Here is a 20,116-nt window from a genome sequence, read left to right on the forward strand (position 1 = left end):
TGGTACGCGGTTTTTTGGTCTGTTTGTTAAGACTTGATTGGCTCAAAAATTGCGGAATTCCGCCGTCAAAAGCCGTCTTTATGCTTTTTCGGTTGTTGCGGGACGTGGAAATTTCCCATGACCCTCGTTAGAGTCGAGGTAACCAAGAAACCAAGAGTCTTGGCACTGCGGCCCCGCGCGGCAGGCAGTGAGCCAGGATTGAGGAGTGGACATGAGTGAAGCGTCTGAACCGGTGGAGATTTCAACCCGGATGCGTCCGGGTGAGTGGACTCCGGAATCCTTGGAGGAACTTGTGCGCTCCTACCAGCAGAAGCTGGCTGAGATGGGGGCTACAGCCCAGGAAATTGAAACGGTGGTGGAGACCCCGGAGGACGGTTCCGCCTTCGTCAATGTCAGCTGGCGCCACACGGGAGTGCGGACGTTCTCCGACATGGGACAGAACACCGTGGCGGAAGCCGACGTTTCACGGGGCTATGGTGAGAACATTCCCGCCGGCGAGCCCACCCGTGACTCGCAGGGCCTGGGTGCCGTCCTTGGTGATGCGGAGCGGTCAGCCATTGACGAGCCGGCCACGCAGCGTTCCGAGGATGCCCGCGACACTGCGGCAACAAGCAACCTTTTGGTCCACACGGACGACGACGGAACAACGTACGTCGAAGATACCGGCCCGGCCAAGGTTTAAAACACTTCCTGGGACGAGGGTGAAACCCGTTCCAGTGGGGACAAGTAACAAACTATGAGGAGGAACATTATGGGAATCGCAGATAAGTTTGATGCAGCCAAAGACAAGGTGGCCGGCAAGGTCAAGGAGACCACGGGCAAGGCCACCGACAACCACTCACTGGCCGCCGAAGGCAAGCTTGACCAGGCCAAAGGCTCCGCCAAGGACACGGTGGCTGATGCCAAGGCCCACCTCTCCGAAGATGCACACACCGACGACACCGAAGGTGGCGGCCGACTCTAATTGAGCCAGCCGCAAGTTTGAGCAGTGGCACCAGGGCGGCACCTTAGCAAAGGTGCCGCCCTGGCGCGTCTGCAGCATCCGTTGGTGCCGGCCTTCAGTGTTCCCACTGCACCAGCGCCGCTGGCTTGTCCGGCCGCCAGCCCCGCCAGCTGGCGTGACGAAAGCGGCCCTCGGCGGTGATGCCGGCCAGCTTCACTTCAGCCACCAGCCGCGGAGTGACCCACACGGCATCCCTGCGGTCCTCCGCGGGGACATCTGCCACAGGCGGAGTCTTGCGGGTGATCTTGGCCAGCTGCGCGGCAATGTCAGTTAATGCTGAAGCGGAAAAACCCGAGCCCACCCGGCCCGCGTACCGTAAGTGGCCATCCTGGGGGACCGCCAAAAGAAGCGAAGCAAATGTGCTGCTGCGTGATCCGGTGCCCCTGCGCCAGCCAATGACCACAGCCTCCTGATGTTGTACTTCCTTTATTTTGATCCAGTCCCTGCTGCGCCGCCCCGGAACATAGGGGGAGTCGACCGCCTTGGCCACCACCCCCTCCAGTTCCAGCTCCCTGCTGATCGCCAGGGCCTGAGTCAAGGAGCCGTTGAAGGCGGGCGGCAGATGGATATGGGTGCCGCCCTTCAAAGCCGCCATCAGGGCCCCGCGGCGCGTGCCGTAGGGTTCGTGCGCCAGGGACCGGCTGGCGTTGCCTTTTTCGCCGGGGAGCTGCAGGATGTCAAAAACCATGAACTGCACTTCACTGGCAGCCACTGCCTTGGCAATGTCCCGGGCCGATGTGAGCTTCATGCGGCTTTGCAACAGGCCAAAATCGGGCCGCCCGGCCTTGTTCAATGCCACAATTTCACCATCCACCACCATGCCCTCCCCAGCGAGCGCCGCCAACTCCTGCAGCTCCGGGTATTGCCGGGTCAAGTCATTGCCGTTTCGGCTCATGTACCGCACGGCCCCTTCGCGGACTCCGGCAATGGCACGGATGCCATCCCACTTCATTTCAAAGCTCCAGGTCCGCTCCGGATCCACGTGGGAGCCGGCGGTGGCCAACATGGGTGCCGGAAGCTGGCCCTGGCCGCCGTTCCACAGCGGTTCCGCCCACGTTTTGGCCGCTTGGGCGGTGGGATCCGGGGTGGACAACCGGGTATGGCCTGCGTCGGGGATCTTGGCGGCACTGCCGTGACCGGGTTGGTCCTTCATCAGGTGGATGAGCCAGTTTTTCCCTGCGCCCATTCCCGGGGCATGGATCAGGGCGTACCGGCGCGGAACACCACCGAGTCCGCCGTCGGGCAGGCCGTGCAATACGGCAATGACTTCCTTGCCCTCACGCCACTTTTCCAGCTCATAGCTGCCGGTATCCCAGATGGTGACGTGGCCAGCGCCGTATTCACCCTTGGGGATCGTTCCTGCAAAGGACGCGTAGTCCAGCGGGTGGTCCTCGGTCATGACGGCCAAACGGTTCCCGCTTGCCTCCAGGGGTGGGCCCTTGGGCACGGCCCAAGAGACCAGCACCCCCGAATGTTCCAGGCGGAAGTCCCAGTGCAGACGGGAGGCGTGGTGTTCCTGAATGACGAATTTGGGGGCCGTTCCCCGGCCACTGCGGGGAGGTTCGGCGGGAACAGGTTCAGGGGTTTTGCTGGGGTCGCGCATCGAACGGTATTTCTGCAGCCTGTCCGCGCCGTCCGGCGCGGTCCAGCCCAGCGGGGCGAGCGGATCCAGGCCCTGCTGCACCCGCCCCAGCACTTCACGGAAATCCAGCTGGCGCAGCTGTGGATCAGCTATTTCCTCCCAGGTGCGCGGAGCCGCCACCGTGGGGCGGGACCTTCCCCGCAGGGAATAAGGGCAAATGGTGGTTTTCGCGGCGTTGTTTTGGCTCCAATCCACCAAGACCTTCCCGGGGCGCAGGGACTTTTTCATGTCCGAGACCACCAAATCCGGATGGTCTTGGGCCAGGGACCGCGCCAGTTCATGCGCCAGTTGTGAAATTTCAGCCGATGCGTGGCTGCCGTCCAGGGGTGCATACAGGTGAATGCCCTTGGAGCCGCTCGTCACGGCGAAAGCTTCCAATCCCATGCCTGTCAAAAGCTCCCGGCACAACAGCGCCGTCTGCGCACACTCCGCCAGTCCGGCGCCGTCGCCGGGGTCCAAATCCAACACCAGCCGGTCTGGATTGGCAGCTTTTCCATCGGGAGCAAAACGCCATTGCGGCACGTGGATTTCCAATGCCGCCACCTGTCCCAGCCAGGCCAGCACGGCCGGATCATTGATTAGGGGGTAGCTGTTGACATGGTTTTTGTGGCCCAGTGTTTGCCGGGGAACCCAATCCGGTGCAGAGTCTTCCAGATCCTTGCGGAAAAATACCTGCCCCGGATCGTGCGCCGGTCCCACCCCGTCCACCCAGCGCTTGCGGGTGGCGGGGCGCCATGCCGCTTGCGGAATGAGTACATGGGCCACCTGCGCGAAGTATTCCAGCACCTCGGCCTTGGTGGTTCCCGTCTCCGGGTACAGCACCTTGTCCAGATTGCTGATTTTTAGGCGCCGGCCAGCAACACTGACCAATTGTTCCTTGGATCGGCTCATGGTGGCTCCTTTGCAGCTATGGGCCCATTGTGCCTGCACAGCCGCGCCCGGTGCCACCGTGACGCGCCCATGAATCAGGCCCACCGTGCCAGCTGCAGGTAGGACTGCTCTGGCGCAGAACAAATGATGATGCTTAGCTGGAAACATGAGATCAATTTGGACAGGTTCCATTGCCTTTGGCTTGGTCAACGTTCCCGTCAAGGCGTACGGGGCAACGGCGGACCACGATGTCAGCCTGCATCAGGTGCACGACGCCGATGGCGGCCGCATCCGCTACCAGCGGCGCTGCGAAGTGTGCAATAAAAAGGTGGACTTTGAGCACATTGACAAGGCCTACGACGACGGGGACCGGACAGTGGTGCTCAGTGATGAGGACATGCACTCCTTGCCGGCGGAGAAAAGCCGTGAAATTGAAGTGGTGCAATTTGTGCCCAATGATCAAATTGATCCCATCATGTTGGAACGCAGCTATTACCTGGAGCCGGATTCCAAATCACCCAAAGCCTATGCACTCCTGGTCAAGACCCTGAAGAACACGGAACTCACTGCCGTGGTGAAGTTTGCACTGCGCCAAAAAACACGGCTGGGAGCCCTGCGCATCAAGGACAATATGTTGGTGCTGCAAGGCATCCTCTGGGGTGATGAAGTGCGCGATCCCCAGGAGGTGAAGGTTCCGAGCAAGACGGCTGTCAGTGCCCAGGAACTTAAAATGTCCTCCGCCTTGGTGGATCAGTTCAAGGGTGACTTCAACCCCAATGACTACAGCGATGAATACCAGGAGGAACTGCAGACGCTCATAGACGAGAAGCTCAAGCACGGTGACTCCTTGGACACGGCGGCAACCTTCGGTGACAAGGAAGCCGCGGCGGAGGATGCCGGGGGCGGCAATGTCATTGACCTGATGGAAGCGCTCAAGCGCAGCGTGGATCAAAAGCGCGGCAGACAGGGGACGAAGGAAGACGCCAAGGCGGAAAGCAAAAAGTCCACCACCGGCACATCCGCGGAGAAGAAAAAGGGCGCCTCCAAGAAATCAAGCAAGGGCGCGGCCAAGAAAAAGTCCGCCGGCGGTAAAGCGGCCAAGCAAAAAACGGCCGCTGCAGCCAGCCACAGCACTACCCACGTCAAGAAAGGTGCCTGAACCGTGTCCCAATCCCAAGATTCATTGCACAATGACCCCTCCGACGGTCCCGACGCTGCCCACCAAAGGGGGGAGGGCATCAGCGACGAGACCGTGACGGCACTGGGCAAGTTCTCGGAAGCATTGGAAGTGGTGGAGCACGCCCGGGGCCTGTTGTATGGTTTCCACCGTTTGACCGGCAAGGCCGACCTGGCCTTGGGTGAGGCGGCCGAGCTCCTGCGCGAAGCCGGTCACGGGGCCATGGCCCGTGACGTGGAAGAACGTCTGGTGGGCCGGAACGTCATCAAGGGCCGGTGGACGTTTCAGATCGTGGAAGACTACGACGACGGCTATTACGCGGAGTTCAAGACCTTGGAAAAGCAGGCCCGCGAGGAGTTGGGCGACGGCAAGCGGCATTTGTTTGAAGCGGAAATGAAAGAGGACCGGCGAACTCAGGGGCGCAGGCACCACGAGGCCCTGCCCGAAGATGTCCAACAATGAGTTTCATGGCCGTGGCCCTGTTGTAAAGGACCTGGCGGGGGCCTAGCCTGAGAGATAAGACAAGCTGCACCAAACACAACGGAAAGCGACAACACCTTGGGAATCATCATTGGACTGCTGGTCATTTGGATTGTCCTTTCAATACTGGGATTTGTAATTAAAGGCCTGTTTTGGTTGGCCGTCGTTGGTTTGGTTTTGTTTGTTGCCACCGCCGCGGTTGGCTGGTTCCGCAAAAGAGGCTCCATTCGAAGCTGAACAACCTCCGCCGGGGGTTTGACTGGAGGAGCTGCCAGTGAAAAGGACCAGTGAAAGTGAGCTGGTCGTGGAGTATTTTGCCGGCTTTGAGGCCGGCGACCACGCACGGATTCTTGCCACCTTGACCCCTGATGTGGAATGGGTCGTTTATGGGCATCAAGTGATGCGCGGCAAGGAAGCCTTCGATGCCGAAATTGACCATCCAGCCATTACGGGCAGCCCCAGCTACAGCATTGAACGCATGTATCAGGACGGTCCAGCCGTCATAGCGCTGGGCACGGGCGCCGCGCATAGCTATTCCACAGGGCCCTTCACCTTTGCTTTTAATGATGTCTTCACCATCAAGGATGGGCTCATAGCCCGGGTGGATTCCTATCTCATCCCACTGAGCCAAAGCTGAACACGGTTGGTGAACACCACACAGTCGTCGCGGAGAGGTGCCGGTCATGGCAAACACCACTTTCAACAAGGAAGAAAAAGCGGCCATGCGTGCGGCGGCCGCAGAAGCGAAGGCTGCCCAAGCTGGGGCGGACCTCGAAGCGGCATGTTTGTCCGCCATTGCGCAGATGAGCGGCCTGGATCAGGAACTGGCCAGCGCCCTGCATGAATTGGTGCGCCAGCACACGTCTTTGCGTGCAAAAACCTGGTACGGCATGCCTGCCTATGCCAACGCCGAAGGCAAAGTGGTGGTCTTCTTCCAGGCAGCGGCCAAATTCCAGGCCAGGTACGCCACCATCGGTTTCCAAGCGGACGCGCACCTGGACGCGGGCAATTTCTGGCCCACCTCCTTCGCTCTGACCGGGCTCGATGCCCAGGTGAAGGGGAAGATCATTGAGCTCCTGCAGCAGGCTGTGAGCTGAAACATCCCCTTTGAGGCAAACATTGCACTTGTGCAATGTTTGCCTCAATGCATAAAATGTAGTTATGCAAAAAACCTCTGCCGTGCCCCTGCGTGAGCGTAACCGGCTGGAAACGTGGGCGCTTGTCCACGATCGGGCGTCGGCCATGGCCCTGGAAGTGGGCCTGGGCAAAACCACGGTGGAAGCCATTGCCGAAGCGGCCGGCATCTCCAAGCGCACCTTTTTCAATTACTTTGCAACCAAGGAAGACGCAGTGTTGGGCACCCAGCCGCCCACGCTTCCTGAGGAGGCGGTCGCGGCCTTCAGGGCGGACGGTGGTGAAGACTTGTTTGGGCGCACGGTGCGGCTCATGGTTGCCGTGGTCCGCTCCATGTTTCCGGCAGCTTCCCAGACGGACCGGCGCAAAGAGCTCAAGGCCAAGTATCCGGAGCTGAACCGTACGGTGATGCTGCATTTAACGGCGTCGGAGCTGCTCGTGGAATCCATTTTGTTGGATCAATATGCCGAAGGGGATCCGGAACTGGCGCGCGCCGGAATACCCCATGGCCGGGATGGAGCCCGGGTGCTCCTCATGATGGCCAGCACTGCCCTGCGTTTTGCGTTCAAGCGTAATCCCAGCGCCTTTGCAGTGGGCGAGGACAGGGCAGTGAACAACGCCATTGAGATTTTTCGAGAGGTAATAAAGGCCACACTATGAGCCAGACACAAACCATTGAAGCGCCGGCCGATGCTGGCGAAAAAAGAAAAATAGTCCTTTTGTTTGTAGGGCTGATGGTCACCATGCTGCTGGCCTCCCTGAACCAGACGGTGCTCTCCAGCGCACTGCCCACGCTGGTGGGGGAGCTCAATGGCGTGGAACACATGGCCTGGGTCATTACGGCCTTCATTTTGGCCTCCACCATCATGATGCCCGTCTATGGCAAGCTCGGTGACCTGCTGGGCCGCAAACCCATGCTGCTCTTTGCCATCACCATTTTCACCGTTGGCTCGGTCATTGGTGCCTTGGCACCTGACATGACCACCTTGATCATTGCCCGCGTGGTCCAGGGCCTGGGTGGTGGAGGCTTGATGATCCTCTCGCAGGCGACCATTGCCGACGTCATTCCTGCCCGTGAGCGTGGAAAGTACATGGGGATCATGGGCGGCGTATTTGCCTTCTCCTCCGTGGCCGGGCCGCTTATTGGTGGCGGGCTCACGGAAGGGCCGGGGTGGCGCTGGGCCTTCTGGATGAATGTGCCGTTGGCGGTGCTGGCCATCCTGGCCACGATCTTCCTGCTGCACGTGCCTAAAGTGGTTCACGCCGTCCGGCCCAGGATTGACTACCCGGGCATGATCCTCATTGCCATTGCCACCACTGCGCTGGTCTTGGTGGGCACCTGGGGTGGTGCTGAATTTGCCTGGATGTCCCCGCAAATTCTGGGCCTGGCGGCAGTTGCCGTGGTGACGGCCGTGCTGTTTGTGATGGTGGAGCGCCGTGCCGCTGAGCCGGTCATGCCCATGACACTGTTCAAGAGCCGCAACTTCAATCTGACCACCCTGGCTGGGCTGCTCACAGGCATTGCCATGTTCGGAGCCATTGGTTACATGCCCACCTACATGCAGATGGCCACAGGCTATTCGGCAACTGAAGCCGGCCTGCTCATGATCCCCATGATGGCCTGCATGCTGCTTGTTTCCGTAATTGTTGGCCGCCGTGTCTCCGCCACGGGGCGCTACAAGGTTTCACCCATTGCCGGATCGGTGATCCTGGCACTTGCCTTGGCCTTGATGGCGACCCTGAAGGCCGACACCCCCGTCTACATGATCTGCGTGTACCTGGGCATCATGGGCGTCGGTCTGGGTGCAAGCATGCAGATCCTGACCCTGGTGGCGCAAAACTCCTTCCCGCTGAAATTTGTGGGCACGGCCACCGCCGGGCAAAACTACTTCCGTCAAGTCGGTGCCACCTTGGGCACGGCAGTGATTGGTTCATTGTTCGCCACCCGGCTCCATAGCCTGGTTGCGGAAAAGATCCCCAGCGGCACCACCGGCGGGGATGGAGCCAACTCCTTCACGCCGGCTTTGGTCAACAGCCTTCCGGAACCCGTCAAGGCTTTGATCATCCAGTCCTATAACGAATCCCTCATTCCCCTGTTCCTATGGATGGTGCCTTTGGCCGTGCTGGCGGCCGTGATCCTGTGCTTTGTCAAGGAAGTGCCGCTGGCCACCAAAATTGAGCGCGATCCGGCGGTGGACGTTTCCGCCTCCGCCATGGCCGGCTTTGAAGGGGACGTCGCCGCTGTCTCCGCCAGTGCCACGGCCACTGGGCCGGCTGCCGCCGCCGCGGAGGATGGGCCGGCTGCGCCGCGACGCTGACATTTTTCTGCCCCAACACTTGCTCCCAAGCCGCCCGGTATGGGCGGCTGGGGAAGGTGTTCCAGGAGCCGAATGCGCGCTTGGAATCATGCCAGCTAGACTGGAAAGAGCTAACACATGCCAACGTAGTTGAGGGTCCCTTGCCAGAGTTTATTGCCCGATTTGCCACCGCCGCCGAGATTGCCCAGTGGGACACCCTGGTTACTGGCAACCCCCAGGGGGGCAATATTTTGCAATCCGCGGCCTTCGCCGCAGTAAAGAAAAACTACGGTTGGGACACCCAGTTCATTGCCCTTGAAAGCGCTGATTACACCAGCTACAACCTGGTGTTGGAGAAGTCCTTTCCGCTTTTGGGCAAGCTCTGGTATTTGATCAAGGGCCCCGACGCGGCCGCGGTGGAACACATTCCGGCCATGCTTGCTGCGCTGGACAGTTTTGTGAAACGCGCGCGCCTGAATGTTTTTGCCGTCAAAATTGAGCCTGACGTGGTGGCCACCGAAGCGTCCCGGGCCGTGCTCAGCCAGGCGAAGTTAATCAAGGTTCCCGATTTGCAGCCCAATGACAGCACCGCCTTGTTGGACATTTCCCCTGAATCCAACGAGCTGTTGCGCAAACTGCATTCACGCGGACGCAACGCCGTGCGGCGGGCCATCCGTGAGGGTGTTGAAGTGGTGCGGATGGACCCCACCGAATCAACCATGCGCACCATGTACCAGCTCATGGTGGGCACCATTACTGCCAAATCCACCACCAAGGCCAGGGATTTTGAGTATTACCGCCAGTTCTGGAGTGAGTTCACAGCACGCAGCCAGGGGCATTTCTATTTTGTCTTTGAAAACAACGTGGCTTCCGTAGGTGCCTTTGTCATCAATTACGGATCGAAGGCCACGTACAAGGACGGCGGTTCGCTGCAAAAACGGAACCAGTACGGCGATTCCCATCTGGTTCAGTGGGTGGCCATCAATGACATGAAGGAACTGGGGGCGGTGGAGTACGACTTCTGTGGCACACCGCCGTCGGACAGGCTCAAGGACCCCACCCACCCCCATCACGGCCTGGGCCTGTTCAAGACCAGCTTCTCTAAAACCGTCACAGACTTTGTGGGCTGTTATGACCTGCCGCTGAGCCCTCTGCGCTACCAAGTGTGGACAAAAGTGGGGGAACGGGTGTTCCGTCAGCTCTACACCCGCCGCACAGGCAAGCAGTTTTACTAGATACTTTTTCACCGGCGCGCACGCGGCAGCAGATCCTGCAGTCGACGCGCCACCAGGCATCAGGGAGCATGAATGACCACCAATCCCCACGGCCGGAAAACGCAGGGTACAGCTCCTGCCGCAGGCCTTATCCCGGTGGTGGCGCCTGCCAGACCCAACAAGGCCGCCCGCAACGTGCTGCGCAAGTTGGTGCAGGGCGAAGCGCCGCCCACGGCGCCCATGAACATTGTGGACCGGCTTGCCGGCAGCCCCTACGCCAACTTCACCATTCAAGTGGGCAAGGCCGAGGAATCCGCACGCAAGACCATTGACTTTGCCCTGCGCCTGGCCGAGACCATGTTCCGCTATGGGGCCGGTGCCCTCGAGGTGGAGACCAGCATCATTGCCGTCACGGCGGCGCTGGGTCTGCGGAACATTGAAGTGGACATCACCAACCAGTCGGTGGTCATCAACTATGCGCCTCGGGACGCGGTGCCCATTACGCTGCTGCGGGTGGTGCGTTCCTGGACCAACAACTACGCGGGCCTGGTGGAAGTGCATGAACTTGTCACCGATGTGGTCAGCGGCGGTGTTAGCCGTGATGAGGCCTACAGGCGTCTGGACGTCATTGTCAAAAAGCCCAAGCCCTTCCCGCGCTGGGTGGTGTCGGTGGCCGAAGCCGTGTTTGCCGCGGCAGTGGTGGGCGTCATTGGCGGCACGGGCTTTGGCATGGCCGTGTCCTTTGTGACCATTTTGCTGGCCGGCCAGCTGGCCCGCGTGCTGGGCAGGTGGCGGGTGCCTGACTTTTTCATCACAGCCATCAGCTCCTTCATTGTCACGGTGGTTGCGGTGCTGTGCTTCATGTTCAAGGTCCCTTTGAGCCCCTCCATAGTGGTTGCTGGCGGCATTTTGCTGATGTTGCCCTCGGGGCGTCTGGTATCAGCCGTGCAGGATGCCATCAATGGCTTCCCGGTGACGGCGGCAGGCAGGTTCCTCTCAGCCTTTTTGACCTTTGGCGCCATCGTGGCAGGTATTTCCGTGGCCCTGGTGACCAGCGCGCTGCTGGGCATGGACAGGCTCAATGTGGCCGAACCCATCACCGGTTCCCTGCCGCTGGCAGTGGCGCTGGTGCTTATTGCAGTGGCGACAGTGGCCATCTGCATTGCCGAGCAGACCGCGCGGCGACTCGTGGTGCCCACCACCGCCGTGGCCCTGGCAGGCTATTTGGTATATCACTTCGGCATGGCCATTGGCCTGGGCGGACGTTTTGCCCCCGCCGTGGCAGCCATTGTGATTGGCATTTTGGCCCGCGTCGTGGCCCTGCGGCTGGGCGCCCCCCAACTGGTGGTTGCCGTTCCCTCAGTGATTTTCCTGTTGGTGGGGCTGTCCATCTTCCGGGCCATGTTTGTCATGACCCTTACGCCGGAAGATTCCGTCACGGGGGCCGTGGGCATTTTCAACGCGCTCATTGTCATCCTGGCGGTGGCCGCCGGTGTGGTGCTGGGCGACAACATGGCCAGGCCCTTCACCCGCAGCGACGGCCAAAAGGACCGGCGCCGCAACCGCCGCCGCTGACTGCACCGGGCCGGCGCCGGCGGCGGTTGGGCCGCTAAAGAATTTTGCCGATGGGTTCACGCTTTTCAGCCTGGAAGGAATCCTCCGTACGGCCCCGGGCCCAATAGCCGGACAGGGAGACCTGGGCCCGGTCCAGGCCGCGCTGCTTGAACAAAAGATCGCGCAGCGCCTTCATCTGCTCGCGTTCCCCATGGACAAAAGCGCACGCCTGCCCCTGCGGCCACGGCAGCTTCGCAACAGCGTCCACCAAGTTGTTGCCGGCGTCCGGAGCCGTGCCCTTGCGCAACACCCAGGAAAGTTCGACGCCGTCGGGCTTGGCCAGCGCCTGGATGTCAGCTGCCGTGTCCACCTCGATGAAGGCGTGGCCGCGGGCGGTGGCCGGCAAGGATTCCAAGGCTGCGGCAATGGCGGGCAGGGCTGATTCGTCGCCTGCGAACAAGTGCCAGTCGGCGTCGGCCTGGGGGGTGTAGCCGCCGCCGGGCCCGGAGAAGATCATGCGGTCCCCGGCAACGGCCGACGCCGCCCACGGCCCGGCTATTCCGGCGTCGCCATGGACCACAAAATCGACTGTGAGTTCCTGCGCCGCGGCATCAAAACGGCGGACGGTGTAGGTGCGCGTCACCGGCCAATGCTCACGCGGCAGCTCCTCGCGCAGCTTGGCAAGGTCAACGGGCTCGGCGTACTCAATTCCGGGCTGCAGGAAGTGGATCTTAATGTACATGTCCGTGGCGTCTTTGGGCTCGAACTTCGCCAGTTCCGGACCCCCTGCCACAATGCGCACCATGTGCGGGCCCAGCTGCTCGGTCCGCAGCACCACAACGCTTAAATGCGGGCGCGGCTTGCGGGCGGGTGGGGCGGAGACGGTCTCGTTCACGGCAAACTCCTGTCGCCGGCTGGTGAACCGGCCTGGGGCGCTGGAAAGCGCCAAGTTAGGTTATCCTAAGGAGTCTAGTTCATGCGGGCAATTTCCAGTCAATGCCCGCGCTGCCCTGTGCCGCGAGCAGATCATTGGTGCGGCTGAAGGGGCGTGAGCCAAAGAAGCCCCGCGACGCCGACAGGGGGCTGGGATGGGCGGACTCAATGACGGCCGTGCCCGCCAAAAGCGGTGCCAGGCGCTGGGCATCCCTGCCCCACAGCACACTTACCAGCGGCTGCGCATGTGCGGCCAGGGCGGCAATCACCGCATCGGTGATTTCTTCCCACCCCCGGCGGCGGTGCGAGCCCGTTGCTCCAGGCGCCACTGTCAGCACCCTGTTGAGCAGGAGCACGCCCTGCCCGGCCCAGGCGCTGAGGTCGCCGTGGGCTGCCGGGACGATGCCCAGGTCGCTGGCCAGTTCCTTGTAAATGTTGTTCAGGCTGCGGGGGAGGGGGCGGGTGGATTTATCCACCGAAAAAGCCAAGCCCACCGAATGCCCTGGAGTGGGGTAGGGATCCTGTCCCACAATGAGCACCTTCACCGCAGCCAAGGGGGTCTGCAGGGCGCGCAACACCTGGCTGGGACGGGGCAGGAAGGAGGTGCCGGCGTCGTACTCCTGGACCAACATGGCCCCCAGGCGGCGCAAGGTGGGCTCATGGGCATGCAGCGTCTGCGCCCAGTCGGGGGCCATCAGGGCCAGGGGATCCGACTGCAGCGTGGCCAGCGCCGCCAGCTCTTCTGCAGGGGGCGCGGGGCGGTTGGCGGGGGGCGGGAAGTTGTCCATGAATCCCATTGTGGCCCATGCCCGAATGACAGCGCTGTGATTCACACTTATCATTGACAGGGCAGGCTGATTTATGGCAGAGGCACGTTCATGTTGGTGCAGGGATTTTTTCAGGGAGGGGGCAGGCGTGACTGAAGCAGCCCCCCAAGGGCAGGATCCCGGCAGCCCGGCCGCGGCGGAGTCCCTGAGTTCCCGCGATGAGCAGATGCTGGACTTGGAGCGGCAGTGGTGGAAATACGCCGGCGCCAAGGAACAAGCGATCCGGGAAAAATTTGACCTTTCAGCCGTGCACTACTATCAAGTGCTCAATGCCTTGATTGACACGGAGGCGGCGCTGGCCTACGACCCCATGCTGGTCAAGCGCCTGCGTAGACTACGTGTGTCGCGCCAACAGGCCCGGTCAGCCCGCCGACTGGGCAACTGACAGACCGGTCCCCCCAAGCACCCACAAGGACACAACTGCACTATGAGTAATTACCCGCGGGATGAATTCGACGACGTCCCGGAGAGTTCGGCACGCCATGGCGTCCACCGGGCAACCATGGAACTGCCCCAACGTTCCTTGCTTCCCATCCTGATGGTGGGAGTGGCTGCCCTGTGTGTGGGCCTGGTGGCGTTCTTTGCATTGCCCCGGCTGCTGGACACCCCGGATGCGGGGTCCTCCGCGCCCCTGCTGGCGGCCCAGAGCAGCGCCGCAGCTCCAGCAAGCACTCCGGAGGCCACCGCGGCCGAAACCACAGCCGCCCCGAGCGTGGCGCCCACCCCCTCCGCAGCACCTTCACCCACCCCGTCCCCGGAGCCCACTGCAGTGGTGGACCCGGCCGTGCCCGTTGCGATTTACAACGCCACGGGCGTCTCCGGCCTGGCTGCCCGCTATGCCGCAACCGTCACCACCAATGGTTGGACCGTCTCGGCGTCAGCCAACTGGGCAGGACAGCCGCAGGGCGGTTCGGTCATTTTCTATCAGGACGCCACCCAGACGGCCAATGCCCAGGCACTGGCGGCCTTGTTGGGGATCCCCACGGTGCTGGAAACCGCCGACCTTGGCCTGCCGCTGGCTGTGGTCCTGGGCCCGGGCGCCTGAGGGGACCTCTGAAAGGCTTGAAGGGACCGTTCGCCGCAAGCACATAGTCCGCGCCGCGCTTGCACTCTTGAGTGTCGAGTGCTAATTATTGAGTTAGCACTCTGAGGGGGCGACTGCTAATTTTTAGCCGGCTGCCGCCACCAGGGTAAAGAATTATCTCCATGGGGTGAGGCTTCGTTGCGGGCCGTAAAGAAAGCGGTCCTCACCAAGCCGTCCGTCGCGGGCACCACATGGGGTTTGTGTATCCGAAAATGACTGTCCCGAAAGGACTGAAGCCTCCATGGCCAAGCTCATTGCATTTGATGAAGAGGCACGCCGCGGTCTTGAGCGTGGATTGAACATCCTCGCCGACGCCGTCAAGGTAACCTTGGGCCCGCGCGGTCGCAACGTTGTTCTGGAAAAGAAGTGGGGTGCCCCCACCATCACCAACGATGGTGTCTCCATCGCCAAGGAAATTGAACTCGACGACCCTTACGAGAAGATCGGCGCCGAGCTGGTCAAGGAAGTCGCCAAGAAGACTGACGACATTGCCGGTGACGGCACCACCACAGCCACCGTCCTGGCACAGGCCTTGGTCAAGGAAGGCCTGCGCAACGTAGCTGCCGGTGCCGACCCGCTGTCGCTGAAGCGCGGCATCGAGAAGGCTGTTGCAGCCGTCATTGAGCAGCTGCTGGCCTCCGCCAAGGAAATCGAGACCAAGGAAGAGATTGCTGCCACGGCGTCAATCTCCGCCGGCGATCCCGAAATTGGCGCCCTCATTGCCGAGGCTTTGGACAAGGTTGGCAAGGAAGGTGTCATCACGGTCGAGGAGTCCAACACCTTCGGCCTGGAACTGGAACTCACCGAAGGCATGCGCTTCGACAAGGGTTACATTTCCGCCTACTTCGTCACCGACACCGAGCGCCAGGAAACGGTTCTTGAAGACCCGTACATCCTGATCGTCAACTCCAAGATCTCCAGCGTCAAGGATCTTGTGGCAGTGCTGGAGAAGGTCATGGCGTCGAACAAGCCGCTGCTGATCATCGCCGAAGACGTTGAAGGCGAAGCCCTTGCCACCTTGATCGTGAACAAGATCCGCGGCCTGTTCAAGTCCGTTGCAGTCAAGGCCCCCGGCTTTGGCGACCGCCGCAAGGCCCAGCTGGCCGACATTGCCATTCTCACCGGTGGCCAGGTCATCGCCGAGGAAGTGGGCCTGAAGCTGGAAAACACCACCCTTGACCTGCTGGGCAAGGCCCGCAAGGTTGTCATCACCAAGGACGAGACCACCATTGTCGATGGTGCCGGCGACGCCGAAGCCATTGCAGGACGCGTGGCCCAGATCCGTGCCGAGATTGAAAACTCCGACTCGGACTACGACCGTGAGAAGCTGCAGGAACGCCTGGCCAAGCTGGCCGGCGGCGTTGCAGTCATCAAGGCCGGTGCCGCAACCGAAGTTGAGCTCAAGGAGCGCAAGCACCGCATTGAAGATGCAGTGCGCAACGCCAAGGCAGCTGTGGAAGAGGGCATTGTCCCCGGCGGTGGCGTGGCCTTGATCCAGGCCGGCGTGAAGGCCTTTGAAGGCCTGCAGCTCACCGGTGACGAAGCCACTGGCGCGAACATTGTCAAGGTTGCCATTGATGCCCCGTTGAAGCAGATTGCCTTCAACGCAGGCATGGAGCCCGGCGTGGTCGTGGACAAGGTCCGCGGACTGCCCACCGGCCACGGCCTGAACGCTGCAACAGGCATCTACGAGGACCTGCTCGCCGCAGGCGTCAACGACCCGGTAAAGGTGACCCGCTCTGCCCTGCAGAATGCGGCCTCCATTGCCGGACTGTTCCTCACCACCGAAGCCGTTGTGGCCGACAAGCCTGAAAAGGCTGCGCCGGCTGCCGGTGGCGGCGACGAAATGGGTGGCATGGGCGGCTTCTAGCACCCATCCCTGGGGCCCATAAACCCCTTTGCTGCCACGGGCGCTTCCTTCCACTGCGGGAGGGGGCGCCCATGGCATTTAATGCCCTGTCAAGTCTGAAAGTATGGTTCCATGACAATTGTTGCTGCCGCCGACGGTTCGGCTTTAGGAAATCCCGGGCCCGCAGGATGGGCCTGGTACGTGGATGGGGACTGCTGGGCCGCTGGCGGCTGGCCGCATGGAACCAACAACATGGGTGAACTCATGGCTGTGCTGGATCTTTTCCGTGCCACCGCGCACATGCCGCAGGAGCCGCTGCACATTCTGTGCGACAGCCAATACGTCATCAACGCCATCACCAAATGGATGCCGGGCTGGAAGCGCAAGGGCTGGCGCAAATCCGACGGCAAGCCAGTGCTTAATGTTGAGCTGCTCAAAGACATTGACGCCGCCATCAAGGGTCGCACGTACACCTTCGAATGGGTCAAGGGCCACGCCGGCCATGAGCTCAATGAAGCCGCCGACATCAGGGCCCGTGAAGCCGCCACTGCCTTCCAGGCCAAAAGGGAACCACTGCGCGGACCAGGCTTTCCAGGTGCCACCGCGGCCGATCCCCCCACCCTGGATTTTGTCACCGTCCCCGCCGCCCCGGGGGCGGGAGCGGTCGGGGCGGCACCGACGGGTGGATACCACGGCGGGCCCGGGCAGTCGGATCTGTTTTCCCTGCTGGAAGACGAGTTGGACCCGGCCTTTGGCCCCGGTGGCCCGGGCCCACTTGCCGAAGTGGTGGCGCTGGAACGCGAACTGCTCGATCCCTTTGTCCGCACGGACCCGCTGCGCGTGGGGGAACTGCTGCACCCGGACTTTGAGGAGATCGGCGTTTCCGGGCGCCACTGGTCCCGCGAGGAAATGTTGGCAAAGTTTCGCCAGGAGGACTTCACCCCCGTGGACATGCAGGTCCTCTCGCTGGCCCAGCTTGACCAGGATGCCGTCCTGTTGAGCTACCGCAGCGTCGCCAGCAGCGGCAGTTCCCTGCGCAGCTCCCTGTGGCTGCGCCATCAGGGGCAGTGGCGCCTGCGCCACCACCAGGGGACAAGGGAAGGTTAAGCGCAACACAGGCAATTCCCAAGGATCTCAGATACAGTGGCTTCTACTATGGATGACCCCCCAACGCACATGCCCCAGCCCCCTTGCCTGCTGAACCGAAATATGCCGGATGCAGTGGGAAAGGGGGCGCTCAATGTATGAGTTGATCATGATCGGGATCGGTCTGGTCCTCACAGTTGGCACAGGATTGTTTGTTGCCTCCGAGTTTGCGCTGGTCAACCTGGACCGCCACGAACTGCAATCCCGCCAAGACCGTGGTGAAAAGCGGTTGGGGCCCACCATCAAGGCCCTCAAGATCACATCCACCCACCTCTCCAGCGCCCAGCTGGGCATCACACTGACCACCTTGCTCACTGGCTACACCTTTGAACCGGCCATTAGTTCGCTGCTGCGCGAGCCCCTGCTGGCCGCTGGGATCAGCGCCACCTTTGTTCCGGGCATTGGAGCTGTGGTGGGGATCTTCCTTGCCACGATCTTCTCCATGGTGATTGGCGAACTGGTTCCCAAGAACTTCGCCCTGGCGCTGCCGTTGGCCACGGCCAAAATAGTGGTGCCGTTCCAGGCAGCCTTTACCACCATTTTCAAACCAGTCATTTTGCTCTTCAACAACACCGCCAACAAAATCATCCGCTCCTTTGGCATAGAACCCAAGGAGGAACTCTCCGGCGCACGCAGTGCCGAGGAGCTGAGCTCGCTGGTGCGCCGTTCAGCGCTGGAAGGCATGTTGGACATGGACCATGCAGTGCTGCTGCACCGCACGCTGCGCTTTTCAGACCATACCGCCGCTGACGTGATGACACCAAGGGTGCGCATGGTGGCGGTGGACGAACACAGCCATGCAGACGAAATTCTGACTTTGGCCACAGCAACCGGGTACTCCCGCTTCCCCGTCATTGGCCGGGACCGGGACGACATCCTGGGGGTGCTGCACGTGAAGCAGGCCTTTGCCGTGCCCATGCATCAGCGCAGCAGTGTTGCTGCCTCCGCGCTGATGGTGGATCCGCTGATGATTCCTGAATCCATGGGCGTTGATTCGCTGCTGGGACTGCTCCGCAAGCAGGGTTTGCAGGTGGCCATTGTCTCCGATGAACATGGTGGCACCGCCGGGATCGTGACCTTGGAGGACCTGGTGGAGGAAATTGTTGGTGAACTGGAGGACGAACACGACAGGGCCAGGGTGGGCGTCATCCGCAGCGGCCGCTCCATCACCTTCGATGCCGCGCTGCGTCCCGATGAGCTCCTGGACAGGACAGGCATCAAGGTTCCGGACGGCGAAGACTACGACACCCTTGCCGGCTTTGTCGCCGACCGTCTGGACCGCATCCCCGAACCGGGGGACGAGGTGGCGTTGGCTGAGGGTTCACTGCGTGTTGAGCGCGTGCTGGGCACGCACGTGGAGCGGCTGAAGTTCACCCCGGAAGAGACATCCGCCGCTCCCCAAAGCACCCATGATGCGATTGTTGACGGCTTGACCCAGGAGTTGAACAAGTGAGCGAATACCTCCCCGGAATCATTTGGCTGGTTGTCCTGCTCCTGGTCAACGCATTCTTTGTCGGTGCTGAATTTGCCGTGATTTCCGCGCGCAGATCACAAATTGAACCCAGGGCCGAAGCGGGCAGCAAGGCGGCCAAAACCACGCTGTGGGCCATGGAACACGCAACGCTGATGCTCGCCACCAGCCAGCTGGGCATTACAGTGTGCTCGCTGGTCATTTTGAATGTCTCGGAACCGGCAATCCACCATTTGCTGGAAATTCCCTTGGGACTGACGCCCTTGTCCGCCGACGTCATCGGCATCGTGGCCTTCGTGGTCGCCCTGCTGTTGGTGACCTTTTTACACGTGGTCATTGGTGAGATGGTACCCAAAAACATCTCCTTCTCCGTCCCCACGCGGGCGGCATTGATTCTGGCCCCGCCGCTGGTGATGGTGGCACGCGTCTTCAAACCGGTCATTTGGACGCTCAACGGCATTGCCAACTCGATTCTGCGCCTGTTCAAGGTGGAGCCCAAAAATGAGGCCACCAGTGCCTACACCTTGGATGAGGTGGCGACCATTGTGGAGCAGTCCACCCGTGACGGAGTCCTCGATGATGCCAGCGGCACCTTGGTGAAGGCCTTTGAGTTCACCTCCAAGAGTGTCGCCGATGTGGAGGTGCCCATCGATGACATGGTGCTGCTTCCCCAAGGTTCCACCCCTGCGGATCTGCAACGGGCGGTGGCTGAGCACGGCTACTCCCGGTACATCATCACCAACGCCCACAACGAGCCTGCCGGTTATCTGCACCTCAAGGACGTCATGGACTTGACGTCCCCGGAGAAATTCAGCCAGCCGGTCCCGGCCAAACGGGTGCGGATCCTCGCCTCGGCCTTCCGGGACAGCGAACTGGAGGACGCCTTGGCCGCCATGCGCCGCACGGGCGCCCATGTGGCCCGGGTGTTTGACCAAGGGGGCAATACCACCGGCATGCTCTTTTTGGAAGACATCATTGAAGTGCTGGTGGGTGAGGTGCAGGACAGCACCAGCATCGCCGGTTAGGCGAAGGCGGGGCCACCACAGCCGAAGCAGCCAATGCCCGCGGCGTTCACCTGGCGGTGAACATGCGGGTGTTGGCTTCTTCGGCCTGTGCGTACTGGACGGCTGCCAGCGACAGCGCCCCATTGATGCTTTCCAGCGACGCCTCCACCTTCATTTCCGTGGCATGCCATTCCTGCAGCAGGGCCTGAAAGCTGCTCGCTGCCGCGCCGGTCCAAGTGGACTGCAGTTCCAGCAGGTTGCGCCTCATGGCATCCACCTCCAGCCGGATCCTGTCCACGGACCCCCGGACCGCCGTGCTCTTAAGCGCCAGATCGTCGCTGTTGACGTTGAATTGTGCCATGGTGGGCTCCTGCTTTCCAACAAATGCTGCCTGTGCATCCCTGACGAACACCAGACTAGGGCAAAACTGG

Annotated in this window: 20 protein-coding genes; 16 read left to right on the forward strand and 4 right to left on the reverse strand. The window is 61.5% G+C overall.

What is annotated here, in order from left to right; all coding sequences use genetic code 11:
* Positions 1 to 211 precede the first annotated feature (211 nt).
* On the forward strand, positions 212 to 682 hold the full coding sequence (locus ACFUCV_RS03495; RefSeq protein WP_380812072.1) for a hypothetical protein: 471 nt from the start codon (positions 212 to 214) through the stop codon (positions 680 to 682).
* A gap of 69 nt (positions 683 to 751) precedes the next feature.
* Positions 752 to 964 carry a CsbD family protein gene (locus tag ACFUCV_RS03500; RefSeq protein WP_380812073.1) on the forward strand — a complete coding sequence of 71 codons (213 nt, stop codon included), beginning with the start codon at positions 752 to 754 and terminating at the stop codon, positions 962 to 964.
* A gap of 94 nt (positions 965 to 1,058) precedes the next feature.
* On the opposite strand, the gene ACFUCV_RS03505 is transcribed toward ACFUCV_RS03500, so the two are convergent.
* Positions 1,059 to 3,536: an ATP-dependent DNA ligase gene (locus tag ACFUCV_RS03505; RefSeq protein WP_380812075.1), complete on the reverse strand. Its 2,478-nt coding sequence runs from the start codon at positions 3,534 to 3,536 to the stop codon at positions 1,059 to 1,061.
* Positions 3,537 to 3,681: 145 nt separating this feature from the next.
* Between ACFUCV_RS03505 and ACFUCV_RS03510 the strand changes: the two genes are divergently transcribed.
* The 8 genes from ACFUCV_RS03510 (at position 3,682) to ACFUCV_RS03545 (ending at position 11,392) form a co-directional block, all read left to right on the forward strand.
* Positions 3,682 to 4,674 carry a Ku protein gene (locus tag ACFUCV_RS03510; RefSeq protein ID WP_380812077.1) on the forward strand — a complete coding sequence of 331 codons (993 nt, stop codon included), beginning with the start codon at positions 3,682 to 3,684 and terminating at the stop codon, positions 4,672 to 4,674.
* Positions 4,675 to 4,677: 3 nt separating this feature from the next.
* A complete protein-coding gene (locus ACFUCV_RS03515; protein WP_380812079.1) occupies positions 4,678 to 5,154 on the forward strand; it encodes a hypothetical protein in 477 nt (158 codons plus the stop codon).
* A gap of 292 nt (positions 5,155 to 5,446) precedes the next feature.
* On the forward strand, positions 5,447 to 5,809 hold the full coding sequence (locus ACFUCV_RS03520) for a nuclear transport factor 2 family protein (RefSeq protein ID WP_380812081.1): 363 nt from the start codon (positions 5,447 to 5,449) through the stop codon (positions 5,807 to 5,809).
* A gap of 46 nt (positions 5,810 to 5,855) precedes the next feature.
* Positions 5,856 to 6,269, forward strand: coding sequence for a hypothetical protein (locus ACFUCV_RS03525; protein ID WP_380812083.1), 414 nt, complete (start codon positions 5,856 to 5,858; stop codon positions 6,267 to 6,269).
* A 64-nt stretch (positions 6,270 to 6,333) separates the two neighbouring features.
* Entirely contained in the window at positions 6,334 to 6,966 is a 633-nt protein-coding gene (locus ACFUCV_RS03530; protein ID WP_380812085.1) for a TetR/AcrR family transcriptional regulator, read from the forward strand.
* Positions 6,963 to 8,624, forward strand: coding sequence for an MDR family MFS transporter (locus ACFUCV_RS03535; RefSeq protein WP_380812087.1), 1,662 nt, complete (start codon positions 6,963 to 6,965; stop codon positions 8,622 to 8,624). The genes ACFUCV_RS03530 and ACFUCV_RS03535 overlap by 4 nt, the downstream gene beginning before the upstream one ends.
* A 140-nt stretch (positions 8,625 to 8,764) precedes the next feature.
* Entirely contained in the window at positions 8,765 to 9,838 is a 1,074-nt protein-coding gene (locus ACFUCV_RS03540) for a lipid II:glycine glycyltransferase FemX (RefSeq protein WP_380812089.1), read from the forward strand.
* A gap of 72 nt (positions 9,839 to 9,910) precedes the next feature.
* The gene (locus tag ACFUCV_RS03545; protein ID WP_380812091.1) at positions 9,911 to 11,392 is read left to right on the forward strand and encodes a threonine/serine exporter ThrE family protein; all 1,482 of its coding nucleotides are present in this window, start codon (positions 9,911 to 9,913) and stop codon (positions 11,390 to 11,392) included.
* 34 nt (positions 11,393 to 11,426) lie between these two features.
* Here the strand turns inward: ACFUCV_RS03545 and ACFUCV_RS03550 are convergent, their stop codons facing one another.
* Positions 11,427 to 12,266 (reverse strand): siderophore-interacting protein, encoded by an 840-nt coding sequence (locus ACFUCV_RS03550; protein WP_380812093.1) that lies wholly within the window; start codon positions 12,264 to 12,266, stop codon positions 11,427 to 11,429.
* 79 nt (positions 12,267 to 12,345) lie between these two features.
* Entirely contained in the window at positions 12,346 to 13,092 is a 747-nt protein-coding gene (locus ACFUCV_RS03555; protein WP_380812095.1) for a uracil-DNA glycosylase, read from the reverse strand.
* Positions 13,093 to 13,219: 127 nt separating this feature from the next.
* Between ACFUCV_RS03555 and ACFUCV_RS03560 the strand changes: the two genes are divergently transcribed.
* The 6 genes from ACFUCV_RS03560 to ACFUCV_RS03585 all read left to right on the forward strand — a co-directional run bounded on the left by ACFUCV_RS03560 (position 13,220) and on the right by ACFUCV_RS03585 (position 19,706).
* Positions 13,220 to 13,516, forward strand: a complete 297-nt coding sequence (locus tag ACFUCV_RS03560) for a DUF3263 domain-containing protein (RefSeq protein WP_380812097.1) — start codon at positions 13,220 to 13,222, stop codon at positions 13,514 to 13,516.
* Between the two features lie 42 nt (positions 13,517 to 13,558).
* Positions 13,559 to 14,176 carry a LytR C-terminal domain-containing protein gene (locus tag ACFUCV_RS03565; protein ID WP_380812099.1) on the forward strand — a complete coding sequence of 206 codons (618 nt, stop codon included), beginning with the start codon at positions 13,559 to 13,561 and terminating at the stop codon, positions 14,174 to 14,176.
* Between the two features lie 280 nt (positions 14,177 to 14,456).
* Positions 14,457 to 16,085 (forward strand): chaperonin GroEL, encoded by a 1,629-nt coding sequence (gene groL, locus ACFUCV_RS03570; RefSeq protein WP_380812101.1) that lies wholly within the window; start codon positions 14,457 to 14,459, stop codon positions 16,083 to 16,085.
* Positions 16,086 to 16,196: 111 nt separating this feature from the next.
* Positions 16,197 to 17,171 (forward strand): RNase H family protein, encoded by a 975-nt coding sequence (locus tag ACFUCV_RS03575; RefSeq protein ID WP_380812103.1) that lies wholly within the window; start codon positions 16,197 to 16,199, stop codon positions 17,169 to 17,171.
* 133 nt (positions 17,172 to 17,304) lie between these two features.
* Positions 17,305 to 18,663: a hemolysin family protein gene (locus tag ACFUCV_RS03580; protein WP_380812105.1), complete on the forward strand. Its 1,359-nt coding sequence runs from the start codon at positions 17,305 to 17,307 to the stop codon at positions 18,661 to 18,663.
* Complete coding sequence (locus tag ACFUCV_RS03585; RefSeq protein ID WP_380812107.1) at positions 18,660 to 19,706, forward strand: hemolysin family protein; 1,047 nt, start codon at positions 18,660 to 18,662, stop codon at positions 19,704 to 19,706. The genes ACFUCV_RS03580 and ACFUCV_RS03585 overlap by 4 nt, the downstream gene beginning before the upstream one ends.
* A gap of 46 nt (positions 19,707 to 19,752) precedes the next feature.
* Here the strand turns inward: ACFUCV_RS03585 and ACFUCV_RS03590 are convergent, their stop codons facing one another.
* Positions 19,753 to 20,046 (reverse strand): WXG100 family type VII secretion target, encoded by a 294-nt coding sequence (locus ACFUCV_RS03590; RefSeq protein WP_380812109.1) that lies wholly within the window; start codon positions 20,044 to 20,046, stop codon positions 19,753 to 19,755.
* Positions 20,047 to 20,116: the final 70 nt, after the last annotated feature.

This window comes from Specibacter sp. NPDC057265 (assembly GCF_042668835.1).
Taxonomy (GTDB): Bacteria; Actinomycetota; Actinomycetes; order Actinomycetales; family Micrococcaceae; genus Specibacter.

Coding starts and splice junctions, on each gene's coding strand:
- ACFUCV_RS03545 (WP_380812091.1), top strand. CDS start 9,911: ATGACCACCAATCCCCACGGCCGGAAAACGCAGGGTACAGCTCCTGCC.
- ACFUCV_RS03500 (WP_380812073.1), top strand. CDS start 752: ATGGGAATCGCAGATAAGTTTGATGCAGCCAAAGACAAGGTGGCCGGC.
- ACFUCV_RS03555 (WP_380812095.1), bottom strand. CDS start 13,092: ATGGACAACTTCCCGCCCCCCGCCAACCGCCCCGCGCCCCCTGCAGAA.
- ACFUCV_RS03535 (WP_380812087.1), top strand. CDS start 6,963: ATGAGCCAGACACAAACCATTGAAGCGCCGGCCGATGCTGGCGAAAAA.
- ACFUCV_RS03510 (WP_380812077.1), top strand. CDS start 3,682: ATGAGATCAATTTGGACAGGTTCCATTGCCTTTGGCTTGGTCAACGTT.
- ACFUCV_RS03495 (WP_380812072.1), top strand. CDS start 212: ATGAGTGAAGCGTCTGAACCGGTGGAGATTTCAACCCGGATGCGTCCG.
- ACFUCV_RS03530 (WP_380812085.1), top strand. CDS start 6,334: ATGCAAAAAACCTCTGCCGTGCCCCTGCGTGAGCGTAACCGGCTGGAA.
- ACFUCV_RS03590 (WP_380812109.1), bottom strand. CDS start 20,046: ATGGCACAATTCAACGTCAACAGCGACGATCTGGCGCTTAAGAGCACG.
- ACFUCV_RS03505 (WP_380812075.1), bottom strand. CDS start 3,536: ATGAGCCGATCCAAGGAACAATTGGTCAGTGTTGCTGGCCGGCGCCTA.
- ACFUCV_RS03580 (WP_380812105.1), top strand. CDS start 17,305: ATGTATGAGTTGATCATGATCGGGATCGGTCTGGTCCTCACAGTTGGC.
- ACFUCV_RS03565 (WP_380812099.1), top strand. CDS start 13,559: ATGAGTAATTACCCGCGGGATGAATTCGACGACGTCCCGGAGAGTTCG.
- ACFUCV_RS03525 (WP_380812083.1), top strand. CDS start 5,856: ATGGCAAACACCACTTTCAACAAGGAAGAAAAAGCGGCCATGCGTGCG.
- ACFUCV_RS03575 (WP_380812103.1), top strand. CDS start 16,197: ATGACAATTGTTGCTGCCGCCGACGGTTCGGCTTTAGGAAATCCCGGG.
- groL (WP_380812101.1), top strand. CDS start 14,457: ATGGCCAAGCTCATTGCATTTGATGAAGAGGCACGCCGCGGTCTTGAG.